We start from the raw sequence: 23,981 nt of genomic DNA on the forward strand, positions 1-23,981 counted from the left end.
TCTGGCGGTGACCCGGTATCCGTGGCGGCCTTCATCGGCCCTTACACTTCCCGGCGCGGCTAGTGTTCCCAGCTCCCCGCGTTCTGCCGTGGGCGGCGCTCCTGCCTGCCCCTTTCCTACTGTCCCGACCGCACCCTGCGACCGTTGTTCGATGGTGGGCATTATGCCCGTTTGCTCCCGGTTTGTCAATCACTCCCGGTAGTGGGATGGTTGAGCCGGACGTTACCTGCGGTGCGCTTAGGGGCCTTTGGGGCTAGTCCTCAGTGCTGGCGGGATAAGCTCTAGGTGCTGTCGATCCATCGGTCGCACGTCTGTCGCCGCCTTTTCCGCTGCCGCCGTGTTGCTGGCGACGGGTATAGATTAGATCAATCCCCGCATGGCTGTCAATACCCCTATGGCAACGATTTTCGGATGGTCGCAGGGAGCGCCTAGCGCGCGCGTGGGGAGCTTCTATAGGCGGGGCGGTAGGGATGCCCGTGGCGGGCCTCGCGTGGGCCGTGGCGGCGCATTGGCTGGCCGTGGTGGGCGGCAGGTGGGCATAGGCTGGGGCAGGCTGCGCCGAGGTGGTCGGCAGGTGTGCCGAGGTGGTGCCGAGGTGGGAGCGTGGCGGTCAGGGCAAAAAGACAGATAGGGACAGACAGAGGCGCGAACGTTTGCGGGCCGATGTCCGCAGATTGCCCAGGTATCGCATGGGATTGCCTAGGCACTGGATACCTAATCCGGTGGTTCACCTTTGGAATCAGTAGGTTAGCCGAGGTGGTGACGCCGCAGGTGACGCGAAGGGGGCGCATCGTGCCTTACGCTACAGGGGGCGACCCCCTACGGGGGGTGATCGCGCCGTTCCAAGTAGTTGGATACTCCTTCGGAAATTTGCCGCAAACCTTTCGACCACCTCTGTCACTTCGAGGAGACGTTATGTACGCCCGCCGATACACGATAAGAACCGCTACCGCGATCACCGTCCTGGCCTTAGTGCTCGCAGGACTCCCTGCCGCGTACTTTCAGACCGGCGTAAGGAGCGCTGAGGAGTTGCGTTCCTGGAACGAGCAGATCATCGAGAACGACGCCTCGCCGCAGGTGTTGGTTGATGAGGCGGTGCGGACGTTTGACGCCGCGACGAATGACCTCATCAGCAACCGCAATTCCCGCAACCTGTTTCTCCAGCTCGCTTTGGGCATCCCGGCGCTCGCTTGGATTGGTGCGGGCGTGGTGCTATGGGTCATCAAGGATGGGACGGAGGTCTAGTCCGCCGCAGTGGCACCCAAGGAGGACAGAGGAACACCCCAGGAGTGCATAGGAGAACTGTAGCTCTACTTGATGGTGAATACCAATGAATAGAACTCTATAGTCCTGCTAGAGTAATACTTAGGTCTTACTATGATAGCACCCTTGTCAAGCCCTCCCAGTGCTCCGTGGTCGAATAAACTTAGCGGTTGGCATAGACATTACAACGAGCATCTATGGCATCGCTCAATACCCTCCTCATTCGCTTGGCGGCGCTGGTCACTGTCCTCTCGCTGGTCTGTGCTGGAGTGCCCGCCGCATATCAGCACGCGAAGCTTCGAGCAGCACGGGAGCTGGTCGAACGTACCCGCGAGGTCATAAACGATGACACGACCGCGTACAGCGTGGTGGCCGATGCGGTGCCAATTCTGGATTCTGCACTGACTGAGGCCGCGCAGCACGAGCACATGAGAGGCCTACTCGTGGAATTCACGATTGGCGTCCCGCTGATCGTTTGGTTTGTCGTCTTGGCTGTAATGTGGTGGTTCAAGGATGAAGAATTGGCGTGATAGCTGAACTGTTCACTTTCAGGTAGAGTCGTTTCCTGTCTTTTAACTGGCCGTCGTGTACGGTACGAACCGTTTGGGGAACGTAGGCGTGGGAGAACGCGCGATGGCTACGGATGCATACAGCCAGGGTCGGCTCGGCTCGTTGTTGGTCATGGAAGATGATCCTGACCTCTCAGGGATGTTGAAGGAAATCCTGGCGATGCAGGGTTACGAGGTCGATGTGGTCGCCTCCGCTGCCGATGCATTCGACCGCATAGAGGCGAAAGCATTTCACGCGGCGATCTTAGACATCCAGACGCAGGACGGAGCATCAATGTCCGTCGCCGATTACCTGCTGTCGCACCGAATTCCCTACATGTTCGCGTCCGGGGTGCCGAACCCGCAGCTCCCTGACGCTCACCAGTGGGCGACCTTTCTCCCGAAGCCGTACCGCATCAAAGAACTCATGAGCGCCCTTGATAGGACTCGCCAAATCGGCATTCCTGTTTAGGCGCGTCCATGCGCCAGTAGTTCAGGTCCGGCGTTTTAGGAAACGCTTTGTAACCGTGTCGTAGGTCTGCACCGGAGGACCGCTGTAGAGGTCCGTCGAGCAGGCCATGAGGACTGCTTCGGTCGCGTTGTGGCCTGCCTTCATGGCGGCCAGGGCAATCGCACCACCACTACCGGCGACGAGGAAGTCGCGCCGGAGGTCGAGAGGGAGACCGTCGTGGTAGAAGGCCACCGGGTTGTCCCGCAGGCCGACCACGAGGATCGTGTACTCGCCCTTGGTCAGTTCGTCGAATCCCTCCGACAGCTCGCGCACGGCTCGCTGGATGTGGGAAGTGGTGCCCGCGCCGAACACCACCAGGTCGCGCCCGGTGGTGTCGGTGGTGCGGTAGAACTTCTCCTCCTCGTACCGCAGATCACCAGCGGTGACCTGCGAGTCGATAGCAACGAGCCGGCCGTCAAAGGCCAGCGTGGTCACTGCTTGATGTGCTCCCGCCAGTAGCTCGGGGTGAACGCAGCCCACTCGATGTCGTTCACGTCATCCCACAGGCGCTCCGCGGCATTCCGCAGGTGCTCCCACAGGCCGCCGAGGACGACGTAGGGAAGCGCCAGGAACACGGCGACGAACAGCCAGCCGGTGTAGGTGCGACGGGAGGTCTCGCGCAGGCGCTCCAGGAGCCATTGCGAGGCGAGGGCAATGCGCAGCGCTACGTACCCCTTAGCGCGCTCGTAGGCGCGCACCAGGCGCTCGCTGGCGCGGTTGTAGATGGTCTTGATGGTCACTTGGAGTTCCAGAGTTTGACTTCCGCCTCGCGGCGGTCGATGAGGCCGGGCAGGTCCGTCAGCACGCCCTTGACGCGACCCTTGGTCCATCGGCGGAGCTGTGCGGGCACCGCCGCGTAGTCGCCCGCGTTGAGCACGCGGAGCAGGGTGGAGCTGGCGAAGTTGCCCTCGCCGAGGTTGAACACGAAGTCGATCAGGGCGGCTTCCTGCGGCGCGCTGAGGGGCACGCGCACGTATCGACGGACGACCGTAGCGGCCTTGGAGAGGTCAGCCTCCAGCAGCTCCACAGCGCGTTCCTCGGTGATGCGGAGGCCAGGCTTCACGTCACTGCCGGTGTGGCCGTAGCCGATGGTCCACTTGTCTGCGGGGCACAGGTAGGCCACCAGGCGCAGACCCTCCGACTTCATCGTCAGAGGGCGCGCGAGCTGGACAGCCTGGCTCACACCGGGGCGTAGGGGTTCGACTGGCCGCCCTGGGTGTGGCAGCAGGGAGCGTGGTTGCAGTCGCACGGCGTTACCGGCGCGGGTGCGCTCGGGCCGTCGTTGTCGTCGTCGTTCTTGCGGCGCAGGAACAGGTACAGCAGGGCACCGCCTTGCGGTGATCGGCGACGAGCGCGTTGACGCAGGTGAAGCTGGTCAGATAGGCGAGGGCGTGGGGGTTCAGGTGGCGGATGAACTTGAGGGCGGCGTGGCGCTTGCCCGGCTTGCCGGTGTCGGCTTCGGCCACGAACGCCGCGATTGCGGCGGCGGTGGCGTCGATGCTCTCCAGGACCAGCTTGCGGCCGGGGCCGGTCTCGGCCTCCTGGCGCTGCTCCCTGATCTTCTCGTAGCGGGCAATGCCCAGGCTGGTGCTCTCCTTCTCCAGTTCGAGCTGGGCGGCGTGCAGGTCGTTCTCTTGCCAAGTCGTCATCGTTTGCCCTCGGGGGATGCAAAAGTCAAAACGGGAGGACCGCACCGGGGGCTGCCCGGTACGGTCCTGAGTGGTTCGGTTGTTGGTCCTGGGTGGACCTATGTGGAACTGTAGTAGTCCTCGGTGGTGAACAGCAATGAGTAGTTCTGAATGGTTGTCCTAGGAGGAGGTCCGCCGATGATGACTACTTTATTCGGCGTCACCTCGCGTCACCTGTGACGGCACGAGGCGTCACCTAGTTGTCACCCGTGATGTCACCTGTTACGATGTGCGTCTCGTAAGTGCTTGCACTTGCTGGGGTTCTAGATCAGCGGAATCAGATTGTGATTCCGGTGGTCGGGGGTTCGAATCCCCTCAGCCACCCCACTGATTCAACCGCATCGGCGCAGCCGAAACGGTATTGCAATAAACAGAAAGCACGCTACAATGTGTGTCTGAGTTTCACGGGCCGTTAGCTCAGTTGGTAGAGCAGTTGACTCTTAATCAATAGGTCCAAGGTTCGAATCCTTGACGGCCCACCAAGACAGAAGCCACCTGGTACGCCAGGTGGCTTTTTTCTTATGGGTGTGACTCCCATCGTTCCGATGGATCACGCGTTGCAGAACCCGTTCGGCGTGGATCTGCAGCAGGAGCGGGGCTCGCAGTGCTGGTTTCAACCACGTTGAAAAAAGTGCTTGCACCCACCGAGCGGATCGGGTCATAATTCGCGCCCCGATTTCGGGCTGTTAGCTCAGTTGGTAGAGCAGTTGACTCTTAATCAATAGGTCCAAGGTTCGAATCCTTGACAGCCCACCAGACGAAAGCCACTTGGTTCGCCAAGTGGCTTTTTTCTTGCCTGTTCGCTGAGGGGCATCTGCAGATGCCAGCGGTGCTGGCTGGAGTGGAGCCCCCTTGAGTCAAGGGGGCGCGGCGAAGCCGCGGGGATGTGGCGGCTGATGAAGTGGGGCCCGCGCTTTGCCGCGCAAAGCGTGGGGCTGCGGCGCGAATGCGCGGCAGCTTCCCACTTGGTTCGCCAAGTGGCTTTTTTCTTGCCTGTTCGCTGGGGGGGGGGGGGCATTTCATCCGCGCATGGCGTGGATCGACTGAAGCAATGCTGAAATCAGGGTCATACGCGTCATCAGTGTTATCAATGCTGTGCGCTGCATCTCACCGCATCGCATCCTGCATCGCACCCAATGGATCTTCCGCGCCGACGGCGCATGCACGAAGGAAGATGTTGATGGCTCATATCAATCGATTGCACCGCACGCTGTGGGTTTCCTTCGCGTTGCTGGCACTGGCGGCCTGCGCGCCCGCCGACAATCCCGCGCAGACCGTCGAACGCGATGCTGGCACTGAAAGTGCTCCTGCGCGCCCGGTCGGTGAGGCCATGCAGATGCAGCCGGCTCAGCCGGCAGAGCGGGAGGCCCTGCCCGATGCGGTGGACGTGCAGCGCAATGCGGATGGTTCGGTGGATGTGCGCAAGGCCACGCCGGAGCCGGCGGCCCTGCGGCGCACCGGCGACGGGGGCGTGGAGATCCGCAAGGTGGATCCTGCAGCCGGGCAGGGTGCCGATACGGCGTCGGCCAAGGCCAGGCCGCAGCAGTGAACCCCGCCACCCCGGATGAGCTTGCGCTCGCCGGGGTGGTTCAACGCGCGGGCTGCGCACCATTGCCATGTTCAGTTTTGTGCAGGCCTTCCGCTTCCCGCCATCGCCTGCGACAATGAACACCTGCGCCGGCCACGCGAAAGTGGCGGAATTGGTAGACGCCCTGGATTTAGGTTCCAGTGCCGCAAGGCGTGGGGGTTCGAGTCCCCCCTTTCGCACCAGTGCCGGCCTGTCCCCGCCCTGATCGGGCCATCTGCGCCCCCTTGACCGGCACGCGCTGGCAGTGCACGCCGAATTGGGCGAAACTAAAGGGCTGCGGCAAGCAGGCGCGTCCCAGACGTCGCGTCCTTACAACCGTTTCATCCCAATCATCGAGCCGGGGGCCTGGGCCACCGGTGGCAGGAGTTAACATGCAAGCTTCGATCGAATCCACCGGCAACCTGGAACGCCGCCTGAGCTTCTCGCTGCCGGAAGAGCGTCTGCAGAGCCACATCGCCGGCCGCCTCGGCGAAATCGCCCGTACCACCCGCATCAAGGGCTTCCGCCCGGGCAAGGTGCCGGCCAAGGTGATCGAGCAGCGCTTCGGCGCGCAGGTCCGTGGCGAGGCGCTGGACGGCCTGCTGCGCGAAACCTTCGATGCGGCCGTGCGCGAGCACGACCTGCGCATCGTCGGCAGCCCGCGCATCGACAAGGGCGACGAGGGTGAGTTCTCCTTCGTGGCCACCGTGGAAGTGGTGCCGGACTTCGGCGACATCGACGTCAGCAAGCTGACCGTCGTGCGCCATACCGCCGAGATCACCGACGCCGACATCGACCAGATGATCGAGAACCTGCAGAACCAGCGTCGTACCTGGGCCCCGGTCAGCCGTGGCGCGCAGGACGGTGACCTGGTCGCGGTGGAAACCTGGTCGCAGGCCGGCGAAGAGCGCCTGCCGGCCGAGGGCACCGAGAAGGGTTCGATCGTGCTCGGCCAGGGCATGATGTTCGACACCATCGAGAAGGGCCTGGTCGGCCTGGCCAAGGGCGAAGAGAAGACCCTCGACGTCGAGTTCCCGGCTGACTGGCGCGTGCCGGTGCTGGCCGGCAAGACCGTGCAGGTCACCGTCAAGGTCACCGAGGTCTCCGAGCCGGTCGTGCCGGCGGTCGACGAAGCCTTCATCAAGAGCTTCGGCGTGAAGGGCGGCGATGTGGAGCAGTTCCGCAGCGACATCCGCGCCAACCTGGAGCGCGAGCTGAAGGGTGCGTTGATGAACCGCCTGCGCCGTGAAGTGGGCGAGCAGCTGATCGCGGCCTACTCGTCGGTGGAAATGCCGCCGCGCCTGGTCGAGAACGAAGCCCGCGCCATGCTGGCCCAGCAGGTCGAGCAGCTGCGCCGCAACGGCCAGAACGTCGGCGAGATCCCGGCCGATGCCCACGAAGGCTTCAAGGACGCTGCCGCCAAGCGCGTGCTGGTCGGCCTGCTGGTCGGTGAAGTGGCCCGCATCAACGACCTGCGCCTGGAAGCCAAGCGCCTGAATGAAACGATGCGTCTGATCGCTTCGACCTACGAAGAGCCGGAGCAGGTCATTGAGATGTACCGCAACGACCCCCAGTTGATGTCTGGCCTGCAGAACCGTGTGATGGAAGAGCAGGTGATCGACTGGATCGCCGAGCGTGCCCAGCACACCGAAGAGAAGCTGTCGTTCCAGGACGCGATCCGCCAGTAAGCCCGGGCGGATCACCGGATGCCCCGCGCCTTTGCCGGCGCGGGGTTGTTGCCCCCCAAGATAGGTACCTCACGTAATGGACAACCGAACCAAAGCCCTGAACCTGGTTCCGATGGTGGTCGAGCAGACCAGCCGCGGCGAGCGTGCCTACGACATCTATTCGCGCCTGTTGAAGGAGCGCCTGATCTTCCTCGTGGGCCCGATCGACGATCACATGGCCAACGTGGTGGTGGCGCAGTTGCTGTTCCTGGAATCGGAAAACCCGGAAAAGGACATCAACATCTACATCAACTCGCCGGGTGGCGTGGTCACCGCCGGCATGGCGATCTACGACACCATGCAGTACATCAAGCCGAATGTGAGCACCACCTGCATCGGCCAGGCCGCCTCGATGGGCGCTCTGCTGCTGGCCGCGGGCGAAGCCGGCAAGCGCTATGCGCTGCCGAACTCGCGCGTGATGATCCATCAGCCGCTGGGTGGCTACCAGGGCCAGGCCACCGACATCGACATCCACGCGCGCGAGATCCTGACCCTGCGTTCGCGCCTGAACGAGGTGCTGGCCAAGCACACCGGCCAGTCGCTGGAGACGATCGCCCGTGACACCGAGCGCGACAACTTCAAGAGCGCCTTCGAGGCGCAGGCCTACGGTCTGGTCGACCAGGTCCTGGAGCGTCGTCCGGATGAGTCGATCCAGGCCGGTTGACCGGCCTTCACGGGGCCAGGGAGGCCTCGTTCCTGCAGGGTCGGGTGGGACTGGTGTCCCCTCGGCCCTGTGCTATTCTCGAATCGAACCCCCGTTCAGCGGGTGGGGTAACTGGGTAAGCGAAGCATGAGCGAAGACCGCCAAGGTCGTTCCACGGACACCGGCAAGATCCTCTACTGCTCTTTCTGCGGCAAGAGCCAGCATGAAGTGCGCAAGCTGATTGCGGGTCCGAGCGTGTTCATCTGCGATGAGTGCGTGGAGCTGTGCAACGACATCATCCGTGAGGAACTTGAGGAAAAGGCGCAGTCGGCGCGCAGTTCGCTGCCCAAGCCGCGCGAGATCCTCGAGGTCCTCGACCAGTACGTGATCGGCCAGAACCGTGCCAAGCGCACGCTGGCAGTGGCCGTGTACAACCACTACAAGCGCATCGAGAGCCGGCAGAAGAACGACGACGTCGAACTGGCGAAGTCGAACATCCTGCTGGTCGGCCCGACCGGTTCGGGCAAGACGCTGCTGGCCGAGACCCTGGCCCGCCTGCTCAACGTGCCGTTCACCATGGCCGACGCCACCACGCTGACCGAAGCCGGTTACGTGGGCGAGGACGTGGAGAACATCATCCAGAAGCTGCTGCAGAAGTGCGACTACGACGTCGAGAAGGCGCAGCAGGGCATCGTCTACATCGATGAAATCGACAAGATCTCGCGCAAGAGCGAGAACCCGTCGATTACCCGCGATGTGTCCGGCGAAGGCGTGCAGCAGGCCCTGCTGAAGCTGATCGAAGGCACCGTGGCCAGCGTTCCGCCGCAGGGCGGCCGCAAGCACCCGCAGCAGGAATTCCTGCAGGTGGACACCAAGAACATCCTGTTCATCTGCGGCGGCGCGTTCGCCGGGCTGGACAAGGTGATCCAGGCGCGTTCCACCGACGTCGGCAGCATCGGCTTCGGTGCCAAGGTGAAGAGCAGCGAGCGCAAGCAGGAAGTGGGCAAGGTGCTGGCGGAAGTCGAGCCGGAAGACCTGATCAAGTTCGGCCTGATTCCCGAGTTCGTCGGCCGCCTGCCGGTGGTCGCGACCCTGGAGGAGCTGGACGAGCCGGCCCTGATCAAGATCCTGACCGAGCCGAAGAACGCCATCACCAAGCAGTTCAAGAAGCTGTTCGAGATGGAAAACGTGGAGCTGGAGTTCCGTCCGGACGCGTTGTCGGCCATCGCCAGGAAGGCGCTCAAGCGCAAGACCGGCGCCCGTGGCCTGCGCACCATCGTCGAATCCGTCCTGCTGGACACCATGTACGACCTGCCGTCGCAGGAGAACGTCAGCAAGGTGGTCGTGGACGAATCGGTGATCGAGCACAAGTCCGAGCCGTACCTGATCTACCAGACCCCGGCGGCCCCTGAACAGAAGGCCGCAGGCGCCGAGTGATCCTTCCAGGTTGTTGATTGGAAAGGATTTTCAAGGAATGCCTTGCATCTGAAAGCCGATGGCCCCATAACGGGGCCATCGGCTTTTTTTGTCTCCGGAAGATGCCCTCCCGGAGGCGGTTTTCCCCCTTCCCTGGAGCCCCCATGGCCCGTTCCCCAAGTGAAACCCTCGACCTGCCGGTCCTGCCGCTGCGCGACGTAGTGGTGTTCCCGCACATGGTCATCCCGCTGTTCGTCGGCCGTGACAAGTCCATGCACGCGCTCGAACAGGCAATGGAGGCGGACAAGCGCATCCTGCTGCTGGCGCAGAAGTCGGCCGAAACCGACGACCCGCATGCGGCCGACCTCTACCAGGTCGGTACGCTGGCGCAGGTGCTGCAGCTGCTGAAGCTGCCCGACGGCACCATCAAGGTGCTGGTTGAAGGCCTGTCGCGCGTGCAGGTCACCCACGTCGACGAGCGCGACGGCTCGCTGCATGGCCAGGCCGTGGAGATCGACGCCACCGACGAGCGCGAGGCGCGCGAGGTCGAGGCGATTGCCCGCTCGCTGATGTCGCTGTTCGAGCAGTACGTGAAGACCAACCGCAAGCTGCCGCCGGAGCTGCTGCAGACGCTGTCGGGCATCGATGAGCCGGCGCGCCTGGCCGACACCATCGCTGCGCACATCAGCGTGCGCCTGGCCGATAAGCAGCGTCTGCTGGAAACGCTGGCCGTCGGTGACCGCCTGGAGATGCTGGTCGGGCTGGTCGACGGCGAGATCGACGTGCAGCAGATGGAGAAGCGCATCCGCGGCCGCGTGAAGTCGCAGATGGAGAAGAGCCAGCGCGAGTATTACCTCAACGAACAGATGAAGGCCATCCAGAAGGAACTGGGTGACCTGGACGACGCGCCGGGCGAGCTGGAAGAACTGGCCCGCAAGATTGCCGAGGCCGGCATGCCGAAGGCGGTTGAAGCCAAGGCGCGCAATGAACTGAACAAGCTCAAGCAGATGTCGCCGATGTCGGCCGAAGCCGCCGTCGTGCGCAACTACCTGGAGTGGCTGCTGGGCGTGCCGTGGAAGAAGCGCAGCAAGGTGCGCAAGGACCTGAAGGTCGCGCAGGATACGCTCGATGCCGACCACTACGGCCTGGAGAAGGTCAAGGAGCGCATTCTTGAATACCTGGCGGTGCAGTCGCGCGTGAAGCAGATGAAGGGCCCGATCCTGTGCCTGGTCGGGCCGCCGGGCGTGGGCAAGACCTCGCTGGGCCAGTCGATTGCCAAGGCCACCAACCGCAAGTTCGTGCGCATGTCGCTGGGCGGCGTGCGCGACGAGGCCGAAATCCGTGGCCACCGCCGTACCTACGTCGGTTCCATGCCGGGCCGCATCGTGCAGAACCTCAACAAGGTCGGCAGCAAGAACCCGCTGTTCGTGCTCGACGAGATCGACAAGATGTCGATGGACTTCCGTGGCGATCCGTCTTCGGCGCTGCTGGAAGTGCTCGATCCGGAGCAGAACAACGCATTCAACGACCACTACCTGGAAGTGGACCTGGACCTGTCCGAAGTGATGTTCGTGGCCACCTCGAACTCGCTCAACATTCCCGGCCCGCTGCTGGACCGCATGGAAGTGATCCGCATCCCCGGCTACACCGAGGATGAGAAGCTCAACATCGCGACCCGCTACCTGGTGCCGAAGCAGGTCAAGGCCAACGGCCTGCAGCCGGAAGAGCTGGAAATCGGCAGTGACGCCATCCAGGACATCGTGCGCTACTACACGCGCGAATCGGGCGTGCGCAACCTGGAACGCGAGATCGCCAAGATCTGCCGCAAGGTGGTGAAGGAGATCGCGCTGGCCGGCCCGCAGCCGGTGAAGGCGAAGAAGGGTGCGAAGAAGCCCAAGGCGCTGGTCAATGTGTCCAGCAAGAACCTGGACAAGTACCTGGGCGTGCGTCGCTTCGACTTCGGCCGTGCCGAGGAAGAGAATGAAATCGGCCTGGTCACCGGCCTGGCCTGGACCGAAGTCGGTGGCGACCTGCTGCAGATCGAATCGACCCTGGTGCCGGGCAAGGGCCAGCTGATCCTTACCGGCCAGCTCGGCAACGTGATGAAGGAATCGGCGTCGGCCGCGCTGTCGGTGGTGCGTTCGCGCGCCGTGGGCTTTGGCATCGACAGCGACTTCCTGCAGAAGCATGACGTGCACCTGCACGTGCCCGATGGCGCCACGCCGAAGGATGGCCCGAGTGCCGGCGCGGCGATGGTCACCTCGCTGGTGTCGATGCTGACCAAGGTGCCGGTGCGCGCCGACGTGGCGATGACCGGCGAGATCACCCTGCGTGGTCGAGTCACTGCCATCGGTGGCCTGAAGGAGAAGCTGCTGGCCGCACTGCGTGGCGGCATCCGCACGGTCATCATCCCGGAAGAGAACCGCAAGGACCTGGCCGACATCCCGGCCAACGTCACCCGCGATCTGAAGATCGTGCCGGTGAAGTACATCGAAGAAGTCCTGGACCTGGCGCTGGAGCGTCCGTTGGCACCGAAGAAGGCGCGCAAGAGTGCGCAGCGTGTCACGGTGCGCAGCAAGGCCAAACCGAGTGGAAACGCGCGCGTCAAGCATTGACGCGCGCTGTCCAATGGCCCGAAACCCGCGTCGTTGCTGGCTTTCCAGCTTGCGTGGGGGTAGGGCCACTGGTATAAAAGCAGCACTCGCGAATGAGTGGTCGCAGTCTGGTGATCGCTAGATTCGGCGAACCGTTTCCACATGGCGGCCGCATGCAGATGGCGTGCGGTTGCTTCCCTGTCGAATAAGCGGAACCCACCGCCAAAGGAGTTGTAGAGAATGAACAAGACCGAATTGATCGATGCCGTTGCTGAAGCTGCCGACCTGACCAAGGCAGAGTCCAGCCGCGCTGTCGATGCCGTCGTTGCTGCCATCACCAAGGCGCTGAAGGACGGCGATGCGGTCACTCTGGTTGGCTTCGGTACCTTCCAGGTCCGCGACCGTGCTGCCCGCACCGGCCGCAACCCGAAGACCGGCGACACCATCAAGATCGCTGCTTCGAAGAATCCGTCGTTCAAGGCTGGCAAGGCCCTGAAGGATGCTGTAAACTAAGCGGCTCGCTGGGGTGCTTAGCTCAGCGGTAGAGCGTCTCCTTTACACGGAGAGGGTCGGGGGTTCGAAACCCTCAGCACCCACCACAGCACCGCGGTAAAAGTTTGAGTGTGGAGCGGTAGTTCAGCTGGTTAGAATGCTGGCCTGTCACGCCGGAGGTCGCGGGTTCGAGTCCCGTCCGCTCCGCCATTCAACGAGGCCTCCGGCCAAAAGCTGGAGGCTTTGTTTTCTCCCCGGTCCAGGCCGGCTGAAAGCAAAAAGGTAACAACGCGGAGCGGTAGTTCAGCTGGTTAGAATGCTGGCCTGTCACGCCGGAGGTCGCGGGTTCGAGTCCCGTCCGCTCCGCCATTACATCCAGGCCCCCGGTTCAAGGCTGGGGGCCTTGTCTTCTCACCGAGAGGTTCGGAGGAAGGCGAAAAAGTCTTTGCAAGAACGGAGCGGTAGTTCAGCTGGTTAGAATGCTGGCCTGTCACGCCGGAGGTCGCGGGTTCGAGTCCCGTCCGCTCCGCCATTGCAGACTTCTTAAGTCCCTGTGAAAAAACTTTGAAAAAAGTGTTCATCGGGCTGGGTTTCCAGAGAGTCTTCGGATATACTGGGCGCCTGCAAAGTTCAAGCGCGGAGCGGTAGTTCAGCTGGTTAGAATGCTGGCCTGTCACGCCGGAGGTCGCGGGTTCGAGTCCCGTCCGCTCCGCCAACTCTAAAAGCCCTCGGCGCAAGCCGGGGGCTTTTTCTTTGCGCCAGGATGTGGAGTTGGCCGACGCACTGGTGGTGCCTGCCTGCGCAAGTGGGCGCAGGCCGCGTCGGTGCTGCTTTTGGTCCCTGCGGCGAAGCGGGTTACACTGCCGGGCTCGCCAATCAGGCCTTGTGATTCCTCACCATGCTGCAGAAACTCCGCGACAAGACCTCAGGCTGGATCGTCACAGTGATCCTGGGGCTGCTGATGATTCCGTTCCTGTTCGTGATCGACAACAGCTACCTCGGTGGCGTTGGCGCACAGAACGTGGCCAAGGTTTCCGCGCCGCCCACCTGGTGGCGTTCGGCGCCGTCGTGGTGGCCGGTGCGCATGCTGTGGCAGCACCATGAGATCAGCTCGCAGGATTTCCGCACGCGTTTCGAGCAGGAGCGCATGCGTGAGCGCCAGCAGCAGGGCGACAACTTCGACCCGCGCGCGTTCGAGAGCACCGAGAACAAGATGGCCGTGCTCGATCAGCTGATCGACGAACAGGTCGTGCGTCTGGTCGGTGAACAGGCGGGCGTGGTGATCGGCGACGGCGCGGTGCGCGAGTACATCGCGACCATGCCGGCGTTCCTCGATTCGAACGGCAAGTTCAACGAGAACAACTACCGCCTGGCATTGGCCGGTGGCAATCCGCCGCGTACCCCGACCCAGTTCCAGGAACTGGTGCGTGAGAGCCTGCAGCAGTCGGTGATCCCATCGGGCCTGCAGAGCTCCGGCTTCGTCACCCAGGCCGAGACCGAGCGCCTGTTGAAGCTGCTGGGCGAAACCCGCGACGTCGAGCTGGCCGCGTTGCCGCCCGTACCGGCCGATACCGCGCCGGTCACCGATGATCAGATCAAGAAGTGGTACGACAGCCACGGCAAGGATTTCCGCCAGGCCGAGAGCGTGTCGCTGGAGTACGTCGAGATCAACGGTGCGAACCTGCCGGCACCGACCCCGGCCGATGAAGCGACCCTGCGCAAGCGCTATGAAGAGGAAAAGGCAAAGTTCACCTCGCCGGAGCAGCGCCAGGCCTCGCACATCCTGATCACCGGTGACGGCGCCGAAGCCAAGGCGAACAGGATCGCTGCCGAAGCCAAGGCGGCCGGTGCCGACTTCGCTGCGCTGGCCAAGGCCAATTCGGAAGATCCGGGCTCCAAGGACCAGGGCGGTGACCTGGGCTGGGTCGAGCGCGGTGCGATGGTCAAGCCGTTCGAGGACGCGCTGTTTGCGGCCAAGGCCGGTGACGTGATCGGCCCGGTCAAGACCGAGTTCGGTTACCACATCATCAAGGTGGCCGCTGTGCGCGGTGGCCAGGGCAAGTCGTTCGAGGAAGTGCGTGACACGCTGGCTGCCGAGCAGCTGAAGGCCGACGGCGAGCGCGGCTTCAACGAACTGGCCGGTCGCCTGGTCGATGCCATCAACAAGAGCCCGAGCGACCTGGCGGCCGCCGCCAAGGAAGTGAACCTGCCGCTGCAGACCCTGGGCCCGATCACCCGCGCGACCGCCAGCGGCATCGCCGCTGACCCGGCCGTGCTGCGTGCCGCCTTCTCCGACGTGCTGGTGCAGGACGGTACCGCCAGTGACCCGATCGCCCTGGGCGGCGCGACCAACCACAGCGTGGTCATCCGTGTGGCTGCACACACCCCGGAACAGGCCCTGCCGCTGGACAAGGCCCGCGAAAAGGTGATCGCTGCGATCCGTGCTGATCGCCAGCGCCAGGCCAGCGACAAGGCGGCCGATGCCATCCTGGCCAAGCTGAAGGCGGGCGCCACCCTGCAGTCGCTGGCTGCCAGCGAGAAGCTGCAGCTGAGCCCGATGCCGGGCCTGCCGCGCAGCCAGCCGGTGCCGACCCCGGAAATCAACCGCGCGATCTTCAGTGCGCCGGTGCCGGCTGAAGGCAAGCCGAGCTATGGCAAGGTCGACGTCAATGGTCACGCGCTGCTGTTCGCGGTGAACAAGGTCAATCCGGGCGACATCAAGGAAGTGACTGCAGAGCAGCAGAAGCAGCTGAAGGAACAACTGAGCCAGATCGACGGCATGGCCGCGGCCAAGGCCTACATCGAGGCGATGCGCAAGAAGTTCATGATCCAGACCACCGAAGCGAACCTGTAAGCCTCGCGGCGAGCAGATCGAAGAAGGCCCGGCATTGCCGGGCCTTTTTTTTGTGCGGGCGCTGCTGGAAATTGAATTGTAGAGCCGAGCCCATGCTCGGCTGGCCATGAACCCCGACAAGTCGCAGGCAAGAAAAAAGCCGAGCAGGGGCTCAGCTCTACAGGAGGGCCTGGCCTGCGCGTCAGTCTTCGACGCGCAACACGGCGCCCGGCTTCAGCACGCTGCTGCCGCTCAGGCCGTTCAGCGACAGAAGCGCCTTGACCGGCATGCCATAGCGGCGGGCGATGGTCCAGGCCGATTCACCATCACGCACGGTGTGGCGACGGCTGCGCGGACGATCGGCGATCGCGGCCACGGTCTTGGCGACCTGCGGCGTTGGCGAGGCGGCGGCAGCAGGTACGCTACTGGCCACCAGTGCGGTGGCGGTGTCCGCCACGGTCGCGCTGGCGGCCGAGACCGGCGCCAGCACGCGGGTGGTGCCGGACGAGACGCGTCCACCGCCCGCCAGGGCGGGGTTGAGACGGACGATCCTGGCCGGGTCCAGGGCGCGCTGTGCGGCCCACTGCTGGACGCTGGTGCCGGCGGGCAGGGTGTGGTCCTTCAGTACGGGTACGGTGCGGTCCAGCGAGGCCATGACACCTGGCTGGTCTTCCACGTCTTCCAGCACGCAGGCCAGGGCATGCAGCTTCTCGACGTAGGCATGGGTGACCGGCGACAGGCCGGGCAGCGCCGAGGGCTTGGCGTTCTGCGCGTTCATGCCGGCCTTGCGCATGGATTGCAGCACGCGGTACTCGCCGGCGTTGTAGGCCATGGTGGCCAGGCGCCAGTCACCGCCGAACATGCCGTGCAGGGTCTTCAGGTAGCGCACTGCGGCCTGGGTGGAATCGACCGCCGACAGGCGGCCGTCGTAGCCGTTGGCCATGGGCACACGGTGATTGCGCGCTGTGGTGGCGATGAACTGCCACAGGCCGGTTGGGCCGCTGCCGTTGCGGGCATTGGGCCGGTAGCCGCTTTCCACGAAGGGAATCAGTGCGAACTCGGTGGGCAGGTTGGCCTTGCGCAGTTCTTCGACCACGTAGCCGAACAGCACCAGTGCATCGTCATCCTGGTTGGCCAGGCGCGACGGGGCGTGGGCGAACTGCTTCTGCCAGCGCGGGCTGGTGGCCTCGGCATTGCAGGTGGGCTCGGCCAGGCCATCGCGGAAGCTGGAGAAGATCTCCTGGCCGTTGCGGACCGACGCGGCCGGCAACGCGGCCGGATCCAGCGGCAGGGCGGCGGCGGCGGTCAGGTTCTGGCCGATGCCAGCGCCCAGCGACTGGGCGCCGGCGGTTCCGGCCAGCCCCAGGACCAGGCCCAGGGCCAGCGGCAGACTTCGGCGCATCATGCGCGGAAGCCGTCTTTCCAGTGCCGGAGACCGGCCATCACGTCGACGTCGTCAACGACGTCACGGCCCAGGTGTGCCGACACCGACGCGCGGATCGGCGCCGTGTGCACACGCAGGAACGGATTGCAGTCGAATTCGTTGGCCAGGGTTACCGGCAGGGTGGAACGGTCATCGCGGCGCATGGCCAAAGCCTCCTCTTGGCGCTGCCGCAAGGCAGCGTTGGCGGGGTCGACATGCCGCGCGAAGACGGCATTTGACACGGTGTACTCATGAGCGCAACAAAGCAGCAGTTGCGCGGGCAAGGTACCCAGCTTGCGCATCGATGCCAGCAGCTGGGACGGCGTACCTTCGAACAGGCGTCCACAGCCCAGGCTGAACAACGAATCTCCGCTGAAAAGATGTTCAGCAGTGTGAAACGCGATGTGGCTGCGGGTATGCCCGGGCACGGATAGTACGTGGAACGCCCGGCCCAGTGCCTGAACGCGTTCACCTTCGCCGACCCGTTCGGTTGCCGTGGGGATGCGCTCCTCGACGGGCGCGATCACCCGGACTCCGGGAAAACGTGCCTGCAGCACGGGCACGCCACCGATGTGGTCATCGTGATGATGGGTGAGCAGGATCGTGTCCACGCGCAGGCCCTGATCGGCGAGCGCAAGCACCGGCGCGGCATCGCCGGGATCGACGACCACGGCGTTACCGTCGTCGTCGATCAAGGTCCAGATGTAGTTGTCCGCAAATGCGGGCAGGGCAGTCAGTCGCATAGAATTGGACCATGCCCGCGCTGCAGAGCACCCGTCAAGCGAGCCAGACCCCGTGGTTCGACAGCGAACCGGCGGAAGCCCTGCGCGTTCTGGAGCGGCAACTGCTGCTGCCGCAGCTGTCGTTGCTGCCGGTGCAGCCCTGGCTGTGGATCGCGCCGAGTGCCGCATGGCTGGACGATGCGCAGCTTGGCGGGCGCGGCCTGCGCCTGTACCGGCAGGGGCACGGCTATGCCGGCGACACCCGCTGTGCGTTGCCGCTGCCGCTGGCCAATGAAAGCGTCAATGCGGTCGTGTTGCAGCATGTCACCGCAGCTGACGCTGATCGGTTGCTCGATGAGTGCGAGCGCGTGCTGATGCCGGGCGGCCATCTGTGGCTGAGCAGCCTCAACCCGTTCAGCCCTTACCGCAGGCACTGGCGCCAGCACGGGCTGGTGGTGCGCACGCCGCAGCGGATCCGCCTGCTGCTCGGCCGCCACGGGCTGGAGTGCGACGATATGCGTTTCCTCGGCCCGCTCTGGCGCGGCGCCGGCAGCCGTCGCCCGGGCGGTTGGTCGCCACTGCGCGCGGCCTGCCTGTTCCATGCTGAAAAGCGAACGCTGGCCCTGCCCGGGCCGAAACCGTTGCCGGTGCGTTGGCACGGCACCGTTGCTACCTGATCTGGAGTTGTATTGAAAACCATTGAAATCCACACCGACGGCTCCTGCCTTGGCAATCCTGGCCCCGGCGGCTGGGCTGCACTGCTGCGCTACAAGGGCCACGAGCGTGAACTGAGCGGCGGCGAAGCGCACACCACCAACAACCGGATGGAGCTGATGGCGGCCATTTCCGGCCTGGAAACGCTGACCGAGCCGTGCAACATCGTGCTCTACACCGATTCGCAGTATGTGCGGCAGGGCCTGACCCAATGGATGCCCGGCTGGATCCGCAAGAACTGGAAGACCGCCGGCGGCGACCCGGTGAAGAACCGCGAGCTGTGGGAGCGCCTGCATGCGGCGACGCTGCGGCACCAGATCGACTGGCGCTGGGTGAAGGGCCACTCCGGCGATCCGGACAATGAGCGGGTGGATACCCTGGCGCGCAACGCGGCCATCCAGATCCGCGACGCCAGCCCGGTAAACTGAGCCCATGCGTCAGATCATCCTCGATACCGAAACCACCGGCCTGGAGTGGAAGAAGGGCAACCGCATCGTCGAAATCGGCTGCGTGGAGCTGTTCAAGCGCCGCCCGACCGGCAACAACTACCACCAGTACATCAAGCCGGACTGCGAGTTCGAACAGGGCGCGCAGGAAGTCACCGGCCTGACCCTGGAGTTCCTGGCTGACAAGCCGGATTTCGCGCAGATCGCCGATGAATTCCTGGCCTTCATCGATGGCGCCGAGCTGATCATCCACAACGCGGCGTTCGACCTGGGCTTCCTCGACAACGAGCTGTCGTTGCTGGGCCCGCAGTATGGAAAGATCACCGATCGCTGCACGGTGATCGATACCCTGGTGATGGCGCGCGAGCGCTTCCCGGGCCAGCGTAATTCGCTGGATGCGCTGTGCAAGCGCCTGGGCGTGGACAATTCGCACCGTGCGCTGCATGGCGGCCTGCTCGACGCGCAGATCCTGGGCGACGTCTATATCGCGCTGACCTCGGGCCAGGAAGAGATCGGCTTCGGCCTGGGCGACGATGACGGTGGTGGCGCCGGTGCCGCGCTGCAGGCGTTCGATACCAGCAAACTGCTGCCGCGCCCACGCGTGGTGGCCACCCCGTCTGAGCTGGAAGCGCACAGCGCGCGTCTGGAACGACTGCGCAAGAAGGCCGGCTACGCCTTGTGGGATGGCCCGAAGGTGGAAGAGCCCGCCAGCGCGTAATGCCTGGCATGGGGTACTGCCGGACGCTGGCCGGCAGTGCCGTATCCACGCATGGCGTGGATCTGCCGCTTAATGGCAGCGCACCAGGATCACGCTGATGTTGTCGCGGCCACCGCCGTCGAGCGCGGCCGCGACCAGCGTGTCCACGCATTCCTGTGCGCTGGCATCGTCGAAGGCGAGGGTGCGGGCGATGCTGCGGTCGTCCACTTCCTCGGTCAGACCGTCACTGCACAGCAGCAGCTGCATGCCCGGGCGCAGCTCACCGCTGGTGGTGGCCACGTTCAGATGTGCAGGATCGGTCACGCCCAGCGCCTGGGTGACCACGTTGCGATGCGGATGCGCGCGTGCCTGCTCGGCCGTCAGGTTGCCCTGCGCGACCAGCTCCTGCACCACGCTGTGGTCCTGGCTGAGCTGCGCCAGCTGGCCATCGCGCCACAGATACGCACGGCTGTCGCCGACCCATGCCACTTCATAGCGATTGCCGTGCACGCGTGCTGCGACCACGGTGGTGCCCATCGGCAGGGTGTCGTTGCGCCGGCGCGAGGCGCGGATGATCTCTTCGTCGGCGGTGCGGATGGCGTGGACCAGCGGCGCGCCACGGCGGATCTCGCGCACGATGGTTTCGCGGGCCAGCGCGCTGGCCACCTCGCCGCAGGCGTGGCCGCCCATGCCATCGGCCACCAGCCACAGGGCCAGCTCGCTGTCACCGTCGTAGGTGTCTTCGTTGAGCTCGCGGCGCAGGCCGGGGTGGGTGAGGTGTCCGAATTCGATCATGGGGTGCGGGGGGCGGGGTATTGCTGGGGAGACACGCATCATCGGGGGGCTGCAGGCATCCGGCAAGGCATGCACTCAGGAAATTTTCACTTCGTTGACCGGAATGACTTGTCGCCGGCCTCGCTTCCTCGTATGATGCGCGTCCCCGGTCCGCCGGGGACCACCCGGAGAGGTGGCAGAGTGGTTGAATGTACCTGACTCGAAATCAGGCAGGCGTTTATAGCGCCTCGGGGGTTCGAATCCCCCCCTCTCCGCCAGATACTTGAACTAAGCCCTTGAATTTCAAGGGCTTTTTTCATTTGTGGCCTGGCTGGTATGCCATCTGGTATGCCATCGGGGGCTGGCTGCTGCTGGATCCATCTGGACGGGGCGCGTCTGCAATTGGCACAGATGGTGTGCCTTGCTGAAAGGGACGTTTGCATGCCATAGATCGCTATACGGAGCAGCTCACGTCGCTGTGTGCCTTGCGATAGGCTTCGCTGGCCATTCAAATGAATGGCAGTAGCTAGACGATGCTGACAAAATTAGCTGATGTTTTGGTACTGTATACCGCAGTACATATGCAGCCGCCCTGGGGGGCTATGGCCACGTCCAAGACTGCCACACTGACACTTCGGATCGATCCAGACTTGAAGGAGGCTCTTCGAGTTGCGGCTGAGCATGAGCATCGATCGATTGCGAACATGATCGAAGTTCTTATACGCAGCCACTGCGAGCGACATGGCATTGATGTAGAGCGCTCGGTCGGAAAACCAAACAGCAACGGAGTGCGTTCATGATCAAGACTGTCAAGCAGGCCTGCAGGTTCAATCCCGTCATCCGTGACTATCGTATGGCTCAGGGCATCGAGAACCTCGCAGACCTCATCAATGACGCTGGCGATGGCAGCGAGTTCTTCTCGCGTAACTTCGTCACCCACGGCATGGATCAGCTCTTCCGCGAAGCTCTGCTGCGACTGTCCGGCAAGTCCGACCAGGCCGTCTTCGAGCTGACCCAAGCGATGGGTGGCGGTAAAACGCACATGATGATCGCGCTGGGCTTGCTCGCCCGCCATTCGCATCTGCGCAAGGATGTTCTGCCTGCGGATCTGGCCTCGCGCATCGAGTTTGGCCAAGCGCGTATTGCTGCGTTCAACGGTCGCAACAACCCCGACAACTTCATCTGGGGCGAGATCGCCACCCAACTTGGAGCTGCAGAAGCCATCAAGCCCTATTGGGCGAACGGCCCCAAGGCCGTCGATCAGCGTCAGTGGAAAGAAATCATCGGCGACAAGCCGACGCTGATCTTGCTCGATGAACTGCCGCCCTATCTGGACAACGCCAGCACTCAGGTGTTTGGCCAAGGCACGCTTGCCAACATGGCGGTTTACAGCCTCTCCAGCCTGATGAGTGCTGCGCTAGAACTGCCTAATTGCGCCATCGTGGTTGCAAACCTCTCGGGCAGTTACAAGGCTCAGACAAAGGCCTTGGCTGATGCCATCTCCAACCTGCAGCAGGAAACCCGCCGCCAGGCGATGACCATCACGCCTGTGCAACTGGCGGGCAACGAAATCTACGAGATCCTGAAGAAGCGTCTCATCGACGAACTGCCGGACGAACGCGTCATCTCCGACATTGCGGAGGAGTACGCGCAGCAGATCAAGAAGGCCGAGGATGGCGGCTATATAGTCGCCAGCAGCATCGAGCAAATCGCCGAGCAGGTCAGGGAAACCTATCCCTTCCACCCGTCCTTCAAGCACCTTGTCGCGCTGTTCAAAGAGAACGAAGGCTTCCGCCAGACCCGTGGCCTGATGCAGTTCACCGCACGCTTGCTCAAGAGTGTGAGTGAGCGCGAAGCCGACGATGTCTTCCTGATCGGCACACAGCATCTGAACTTGAACGACGAGCAGGTCAAGGACGAGATCGAGCGTATTGCGCCCAAGCTGATGCCGGCTGTGACGCGCGATATCGCAGATGCGGGCAACGCCATCGCCGAGCATATCGACATCGAACTGGCAGACGATGCCGCGCAGCAGGTCATGACCTTGCTGCTGTCATCCAGCCTGTCGCGTGCTGTCGGTGGCCGTATCGGTCTCTCCGAAAGCGAGTTGATCGAGTTCCTGGCTGCGCCGCAACGCAAGCCCGACGAGTTCCTGCAGGCATTGCAGCGCCTGCGCGAATCGGCGTGGTACCTCCACCGTGAAGAGCAACGCTTCTTCATCAAGGAAACCGAGAATCTCTCGCGCCAGATCGAGCGCAACGCCAAGGAAGTTCCGCAAACCAAGGTCGATCAGGCGCTCATCAATCGCCTTTCGGGCATCCTTGCCCCGGTCAGCAAAATCGCCTATCAGGCCGTGCAGGTACTGCCCCGGCTGGATGAACTCAAGCTCGGTGGCCCGCGCACGCTGATCGTTATCAAGCCGGATGGCAAGGTGCCGCCGAGCGAATTGCAAAACTTCTTCGATTACCAGCAGGAGAAGAATAACCTGCTGGTGCTGAGCGGCCAGGACAGCCTGTTAGCCGACGCAGTTGAGGAGCGGTTGCGCGAGTTGTATGCCATCGAGCAAATCCACAAACGCCTAAAGCCCGGTGACACTCTGTTTGATGAGGCCCGCGACCGCTTCGAGGAATCCGAGGATCGCTTCAGCAAGGCCCTGTCGGCAGCCTACAACCGGATTTATTTCCCAGCCAACGACCCGGTGGATGGGCGTGACGTCTTGGCTGGAGTCACTATTGATCAGGGCCTCAAGCTTGGCCAGGGCGATCAGTCCGCTGAGGCGCAGATCGAAAAACTGCTGGCTAGCCCGCGCGCCGACTACAAACTCGTAGCCGAGCTAGGCAAGGACAACTTCGACGAATGCTTCGCGCAGGCCGAGGAGTACCTGTGGCCGTCCGGCAAGGACAACCGCCGCACCCCTTGGAAGGATGTCACCACCCGCGCCAAGTGCTCGCCGATCTGGCCGTGGATGCCGGGTTCCAGCGGCCTCGACACGCTCAAGACCGAAGCCCTGAAGCAAGGCCGCTGGCGTTTGGGTGAGGATGGCTACATCGAGAAGGGCCCGTTCCCCAAGGACAAGGCAACCGTCAACGTCTCGGTCATCAACGTCAAGCCAGACACCGGCGAAACGATTCTGAGCCTCACGCCTCGCCACGCGGGCGACAGCCCCATCGTCTATTGGTCGAGCAAGCCCGACGTTTCCGACAAGGACAACAAAGTCGAAGACCTGGATAACTTCGCCACCGGCGAGGGCACGGTCTACTTCATGGTGAAGGAGCCCACCGGGCGCTACGAAAGCGGCCCCGCCACTCGCTGGCTGGCCGATCTCAAGATTCGTCATCAGATCGAGCCTGCGGCGGACAAGCGCCGCGTCACCCTGGCAGCTACACCGCACGCCGACATCTTCTATACCCTGGACGGCTCCAATCCCAAAGACGGCACCCGCTACGACGCGCCGTTCGAGATCGGTTCCGCAAGTGCCCGCCTGCTGGTGTTTGCCCGCGCGGGCGAGGCCAACAAGACAGCGGACTTCCAGATCCCGGCCAGCGGCGACAAAACCGTGCAGATCGTCGACAGCAAGCCTGCACGCCTACAAAGCAAGCGCGTTGCGCTTGACTCCACCGACCGTGTCTTCAGCGTCATCAACCGCTTTCGCGACCAGCCGGGCACGCGCTTCAAAGGCGTGCGCGTCGAAATCGGTGAGGGCGAGAACACCGTAACCGTGCGCTTCCAAGAGCGCGAAGTCACCGCCGCCATCATCGAAGGCGTGGTCAACAGCCTGCGCGATGTGCTCAAGGAGCCCGACGCCCCGCTCAACATTGCCATTGCCGACGGCATCGCCTTCGATACCGGCTTTGCACTCAAAGAGTTCGCCAAGCTCGCCGGTATAGAGCTGAAGCCGGGCGACATCAATCAGGAGGAATGAG

Annotated in this window: 22 protein-coding genes and 9 tRNA genes; 24 read left to right on the forward strand and 7 right to left on the reverse strand. The window is 63.6% G+C overall.

What is annotated here, in order from left to right; genetic code table 11:
• Nucleotides 1-915 precede the first annotated feature (915 nt).
• From ROV93_RS12450 to ROV93_RS12460, 3 genes are all read left to right on the forward strand, one after another.
• Nucleotides 916-1,245, forward strand: coding sequence for a hypothetical protein (locus ROV93_RS12450; protein ID WP_032961796.1), 330 nt, complete (start codon nt 916-918; stop codon nt 1,243-1,245).
• A gap of 215 nt (nt 1,246-1,460) precedes the next feature.
• Nucleotides 1,461-1,793, forward strand: coding sequence for a hypothetical protein (locus tag ROV93_RS12455; RefSeq protein WP_032961798.1), 333 nt, complete (start codon nt 1,461-1,463; stop codon nt 1,791-1,793).
• 103 nt (nt 1,794-1,896) lie between these two features.
• Nucleotides 1,897-2,283 carry a response regulator gene (locus tag ROV93_RS12460; protein WP_005409127.1) on the forward strand — a complete coding sequence of 129 codons (387 nt, stop codon included), beginning with the start codon at nt 1,897-1,899 and terminating at the stop codon, nt 2,281-2,283.
• 21 nt (nt 2,284-2,304) lie between these two features.
• On the opposite strand, the gene ROV93_RS12465 is transcribed toward ROV93_RS12460, so the two are convergent.
• The 4 genes from ROV93_RS12465 to ROV93_RS12480 all read right to left on the reverse strand — a co-directional run bounded on the left by ROV93_RS12465 (nt 2,305) and on the right by ROV93_RS12480 (nt 3,971).
• Nucleotides 2,305-2,757 carry a hypothetical protein gene (locus ROV93_RS12465; RefSeq protein WP_005412387.1) on the reverse strand — a complete coding sequence of 151 codons (453 nt, stop codon included), beginning with the start codon at nt 2,755-2,757 and terminating at the stop codon, nt 2,305-2,307.
• Nucleotides 2,754-3,062, reverse strand: a complete 309-nt coding sequence (locus tag ROV93_RS12470; protein ID WP_049447208.1) for a hypothetical protein — start codon at nt 3,060-3,062, stop codon at nt 2,754-2,756. Before ROV93_RS12470 ends, ROV93_RS12465 begins: the two co-directional genes overlap by 4 nt.
• Entirely contained in the window at nt 3,059-3,469 is a 411-nt protein-coding gene (locus ROV93_RS12475) for a lysozyme (RefSeq protein ID WP_219627573.1), read from the reverse strand. The genes ROV93_RS12470 and ROV93_RS12475 overlap by 4 nt, the downstream gene beginning before the upstream one ends.
• Nucleotides 3,470-3,575: 106 nt before the next feature.
• On the reverse strand, nt 3,576-3,971 hold the full coding sequence (locus tag ROV93_RS12480) for a hypothetical protein (RefSeq protein WP_180890766.1): 396 nt from the start codon (nt 3,969-3,971) through the stop codon (nt 3,576-3,578).
• 445 nt (nt 3,972-4,416) lie between these two features.
• Between ROV93_RS12480 and ROV93_RS12485 the strand changes: the two genes are divergently transcribed.
• The 15 genes from ROV93_RS12485 (at nt 4,417) to ROV93_RS12555 (ending at nt 15,303) form a co-directional block, all read left to right on the forward strand.
• A tRNA-Lys gene (locus ROV93_RS12485) sits at nt 4,417-4,492 on the forward strand.
• A 198-nt stretch (nt 4,493-4,690) separates the two neighbouring features.
• Nucleotides 4,691-4,766, forward strand: a tRNA-Lys gene (locus ROV93_RS12490).
• A 424-nt stretch (nt 4,767-5,190) separates the two neighbouring features.
• The gene (locus ROV93_RS12495; RefSeq protein WP_072168265.1) at nt 5,191-5,559 is read left to right on the forward strand and encodes a hypothetical protein; all 369 of its coding nucleotides are present in this window, start codon (nt 5,191-5,193) and stop codon (nt 5,557-5,559) included.
• A 136-nt stretch (nt 5,560-5,695) separates the two neighbouring features.
• Nucleotides 5,696-5,780, forward strand: a tRNA-Leu gene (locus ROV93_RS12500).
• A gap of 189 nt (nt 5,781-5,969) precedes the next feature.
• On the forward strand, nt 5,970-7,265 hold the full coding sequence (gene tig, locus ROV93_RS12505) for a trigger factor (protein WP_069138945.1): 1,296 nt from the start codon (nt 5,970-5,972) through the stop codon (nt 7,263-7,265).
• A gap of 76 nt (nt 7,266-7,341) precedes the next feature.
• Nucleotides 7,342-7,968, forward strand: a complete 627-nt coding sequence (gene clpP, locus ROV93_RS12510) for an ATP-dependent Clp endopeptidase proteolytic subunit ClpP (RefSeq protein WP_004146318.1) — start codon at nt 7,342-7,344, stop codon at nt 7,966-7,968.
• 126 nt (nt 7,969-8,094) lie between these two features.
• The gene (clpX, locus tag ROV93_RS12515; protein ID WP_004154600.1) at nt 8,095-9,384 is read left to right on the forward strand and encodes an ATP-dependent Clp protease ATP-binding subunit ClpX; all 1,290 of its coding nucleotides are present in this window, start codon (nt 8,095-8,097) and stop codon (nt 9,382-9,384) included.
• 143 nt (nt 9,385-9,527) lie between these two features.
• A complete protein-coding gene (gene lon, locus ROV93_RS12520) occupies nt 9,528-11,978 on the forward strand; it encodes an endopeptidase La (protein ID WP_072168264.1) in 2,451 nt (816 codons plus the stop codon).
• A gap of 219 nt (nt 11,979-12,197) precedes the next feature.
• Complete coding sequence (locus ROV93_RS12525; RefSeq protein ID WP_005408270.1) at nt 12,198-12,470, forward strand: HU family DNA-binding protein; 273 nt, start codon at nt 12,198-12,200, stop codon at nt 12,468-12,470.
• Between the two features lie 11 nt (nt 12,471-12,481).
• Nucleotides 12,482-12,556: transfer RNA gene (locus tag ROV93_RS12530), tRNA-Val, on the forward strand.
• Between the two features lie 26 nt (nt 12,557-12,582).
• Nucleotides 12,583-12,659 (forward strand) — tRNA-Asp (locus ROV93_RS12535).
• Between the two features lie 82 nt (nt 12,660-12,741).
• A tRNA-Asp gene (locus tag ROV93_RS12540) sits at nt 12,742-12,818 on the forward strand.
• A gap of 86 nt (nt 12,819-12,904) precedes the next feature.
• A tRNA-Asp gene (locus ROV93_RS12545) sits at nt 12,905-12,981 on the forward strand.
• A 106-nt stretch (nt 12,982-13,087) separates the two neighbouring features.
• Nucleotides 13,088-13,164, forward strand: a tRNA-Asp gene (locus tag ROV93_RS12550).
• 183 nt (nt 13,165-13,347) lie between these two features.
• Entirely contained in the window at nt 13,348-15,303 is a 1,956-nt protein-coding gene (locus tag ROV93_RS12555) for a peptidyl-prolyl cis-trans isomerase (protein ID WP_072168263.1), read from the forward strand.
• A 181-nt stretch (nt 15,304-15,484) separates the two neighbouring features.
• On the opposite strand, the gene ROV93_RS12560 is transcribed toward ROV93_RS12555, so the two are convergent.
• Together ROV93_RS12560 and gloB are read right to left on the reverse strand one after the other, a co-directional pair.
• On the reverse strand, nt 15,485-16,687 hold the full coding sequence (locus ROV93_RS12560) for a lytic transglycosylase domain-containing protein (protein WP_072168262.1): 1,203 nt from the start codon (nt 16,685-16,687) through the stop codon (nt 15,485-15,487).
• A complete protein-coding gene (gene gloB / locus ROV93_RS12565) occupies nt 16,684-17,448 on the reverse strand; it encodes a hydroxyacylglutathione hydrolase (protein ID WP_072168261.1) in 765 nt (254 codons plus the stop codon). Before gloB ends, ROV93_RS12560 begins: the two co-directional genes overlap by 4 nt.
• Before the next feature lie 11 nt (nt 17,449-17,459).
• Here gloB and ROV93_RS12570 point away from each other — a divergent pair, with 11 nt between their 5' ends.
• The 3 genes from ROV93_RS12570 to dnaQ are packed head-to-tail and all read left to right on the forward strand — an operon-like array spanning nt 17,460 to nt 19,305.
• Nucleotides 17,460-18,104 carry a methyltransferase domain-containing protein gene (locus ROV93_RS12570; protein WP_072168260.1) on the forward strand — a complete coding sequence of 215 codons (645 nt, stop codon included), beginning with the start codon at nt 17,460-17,462 and terminating at the stop codon, nt 18,102-18,104.
• 12 nt (nt 18,105-18,116) lie between these two features.
• On the forward strand, nt 18,117-18,569 hold the full coding sequence (gene rnhA / locus ROV93_RS12575) for a ribonuclease HI (protein WP_005408275.1): 453 nt from the start codon (nt 18,117-18,119) through the stop codon (nt 18,567-18,569).
• A gap of 4 nt (nt 18,570-18,573) precedes the next feature.
• Entirely contained in the window at nt 18,574-19,305 is a 732-nt protein-coding gene (dnaQ, locus tag ROV93_RS12580; RefSeq protein WP_049415209.1) for a DNA polymerase III subunit epsilon, read from the forward strand.
• Nucleotides 19,306-19,374: 69 nt separating this feature from the next.
• Here dnaQ and ROV93_RS12585 read toward each other — a convergent pair whose 3' ends face one another.
• Nucleotides 19,375-20,079, reverse strand: a complete 705-nt coding sequence (locus tag ROV93_RS12585; RefSeq protein WP_312539954.1) for a protein phosphatase 2C domain-containing protein — start codon at nt 20,077-20,079, stop codon at nt 19,375-19,377.
• A gap of 166 nt (nt 20,080-20,245) precedes the next feature.
• On the opposite strand from ROV93_RS12585, the gene ROV93_RS12590 reads away from it, so the two are divergent.
• The 3 genes from ROV93_RS12590 (at nt 20,246) to ROV93_RS12600 (ending at nt 23,980) form a co-directional block, all read left to right on the forward strand.
• Nucleotides 20,246-20,336, forward strand: a tRNA-Ser gene (locus tag ROV93_RS12590).
• A 324-nt stretch (nt 20,337-20,660) separates the two neighbouring features.
• The gene (locus tag ROV93_RS12595; protein ID WP_080375642.1) at nt 20,661-20,858 is read left to right on the forward strand and encodes a ribbon-helix-helix protein, CopG family; all 198 of its coding nucleotides are present in this window, start codon (nt 20,661-20,663) and stop codon (nt 20,856-20,858) included.
• Complete coding sequence (locus ROV93_RS12600; protein WP_053462285.1) at nt 20,855-23,980, forward strand: anti-phage-associated DUF499 domain-containing protein; 3,126 nt, start codon at nt 20,855-20,857, stop codon at nt 23,978-23,980. Before ROV93_RS12595 ends, ROV93_RS12600 begins: the two co-directional genes overlap by 4 nt.
• Nucleotide 23,981: the final 1 nt, after the last annotated feature.

This window comes from Stenotrophomonas maltophilia group sp. msm4 (genome assembly GCF_032025605.1).
Classification (GTDB): Bacteria; Pseudomonadota; Gammaproteobacteria; order Xanthomonadales; family Xanthomonadaceae; genus Stenotrophomonas; species Stenotrophomonas sepilia.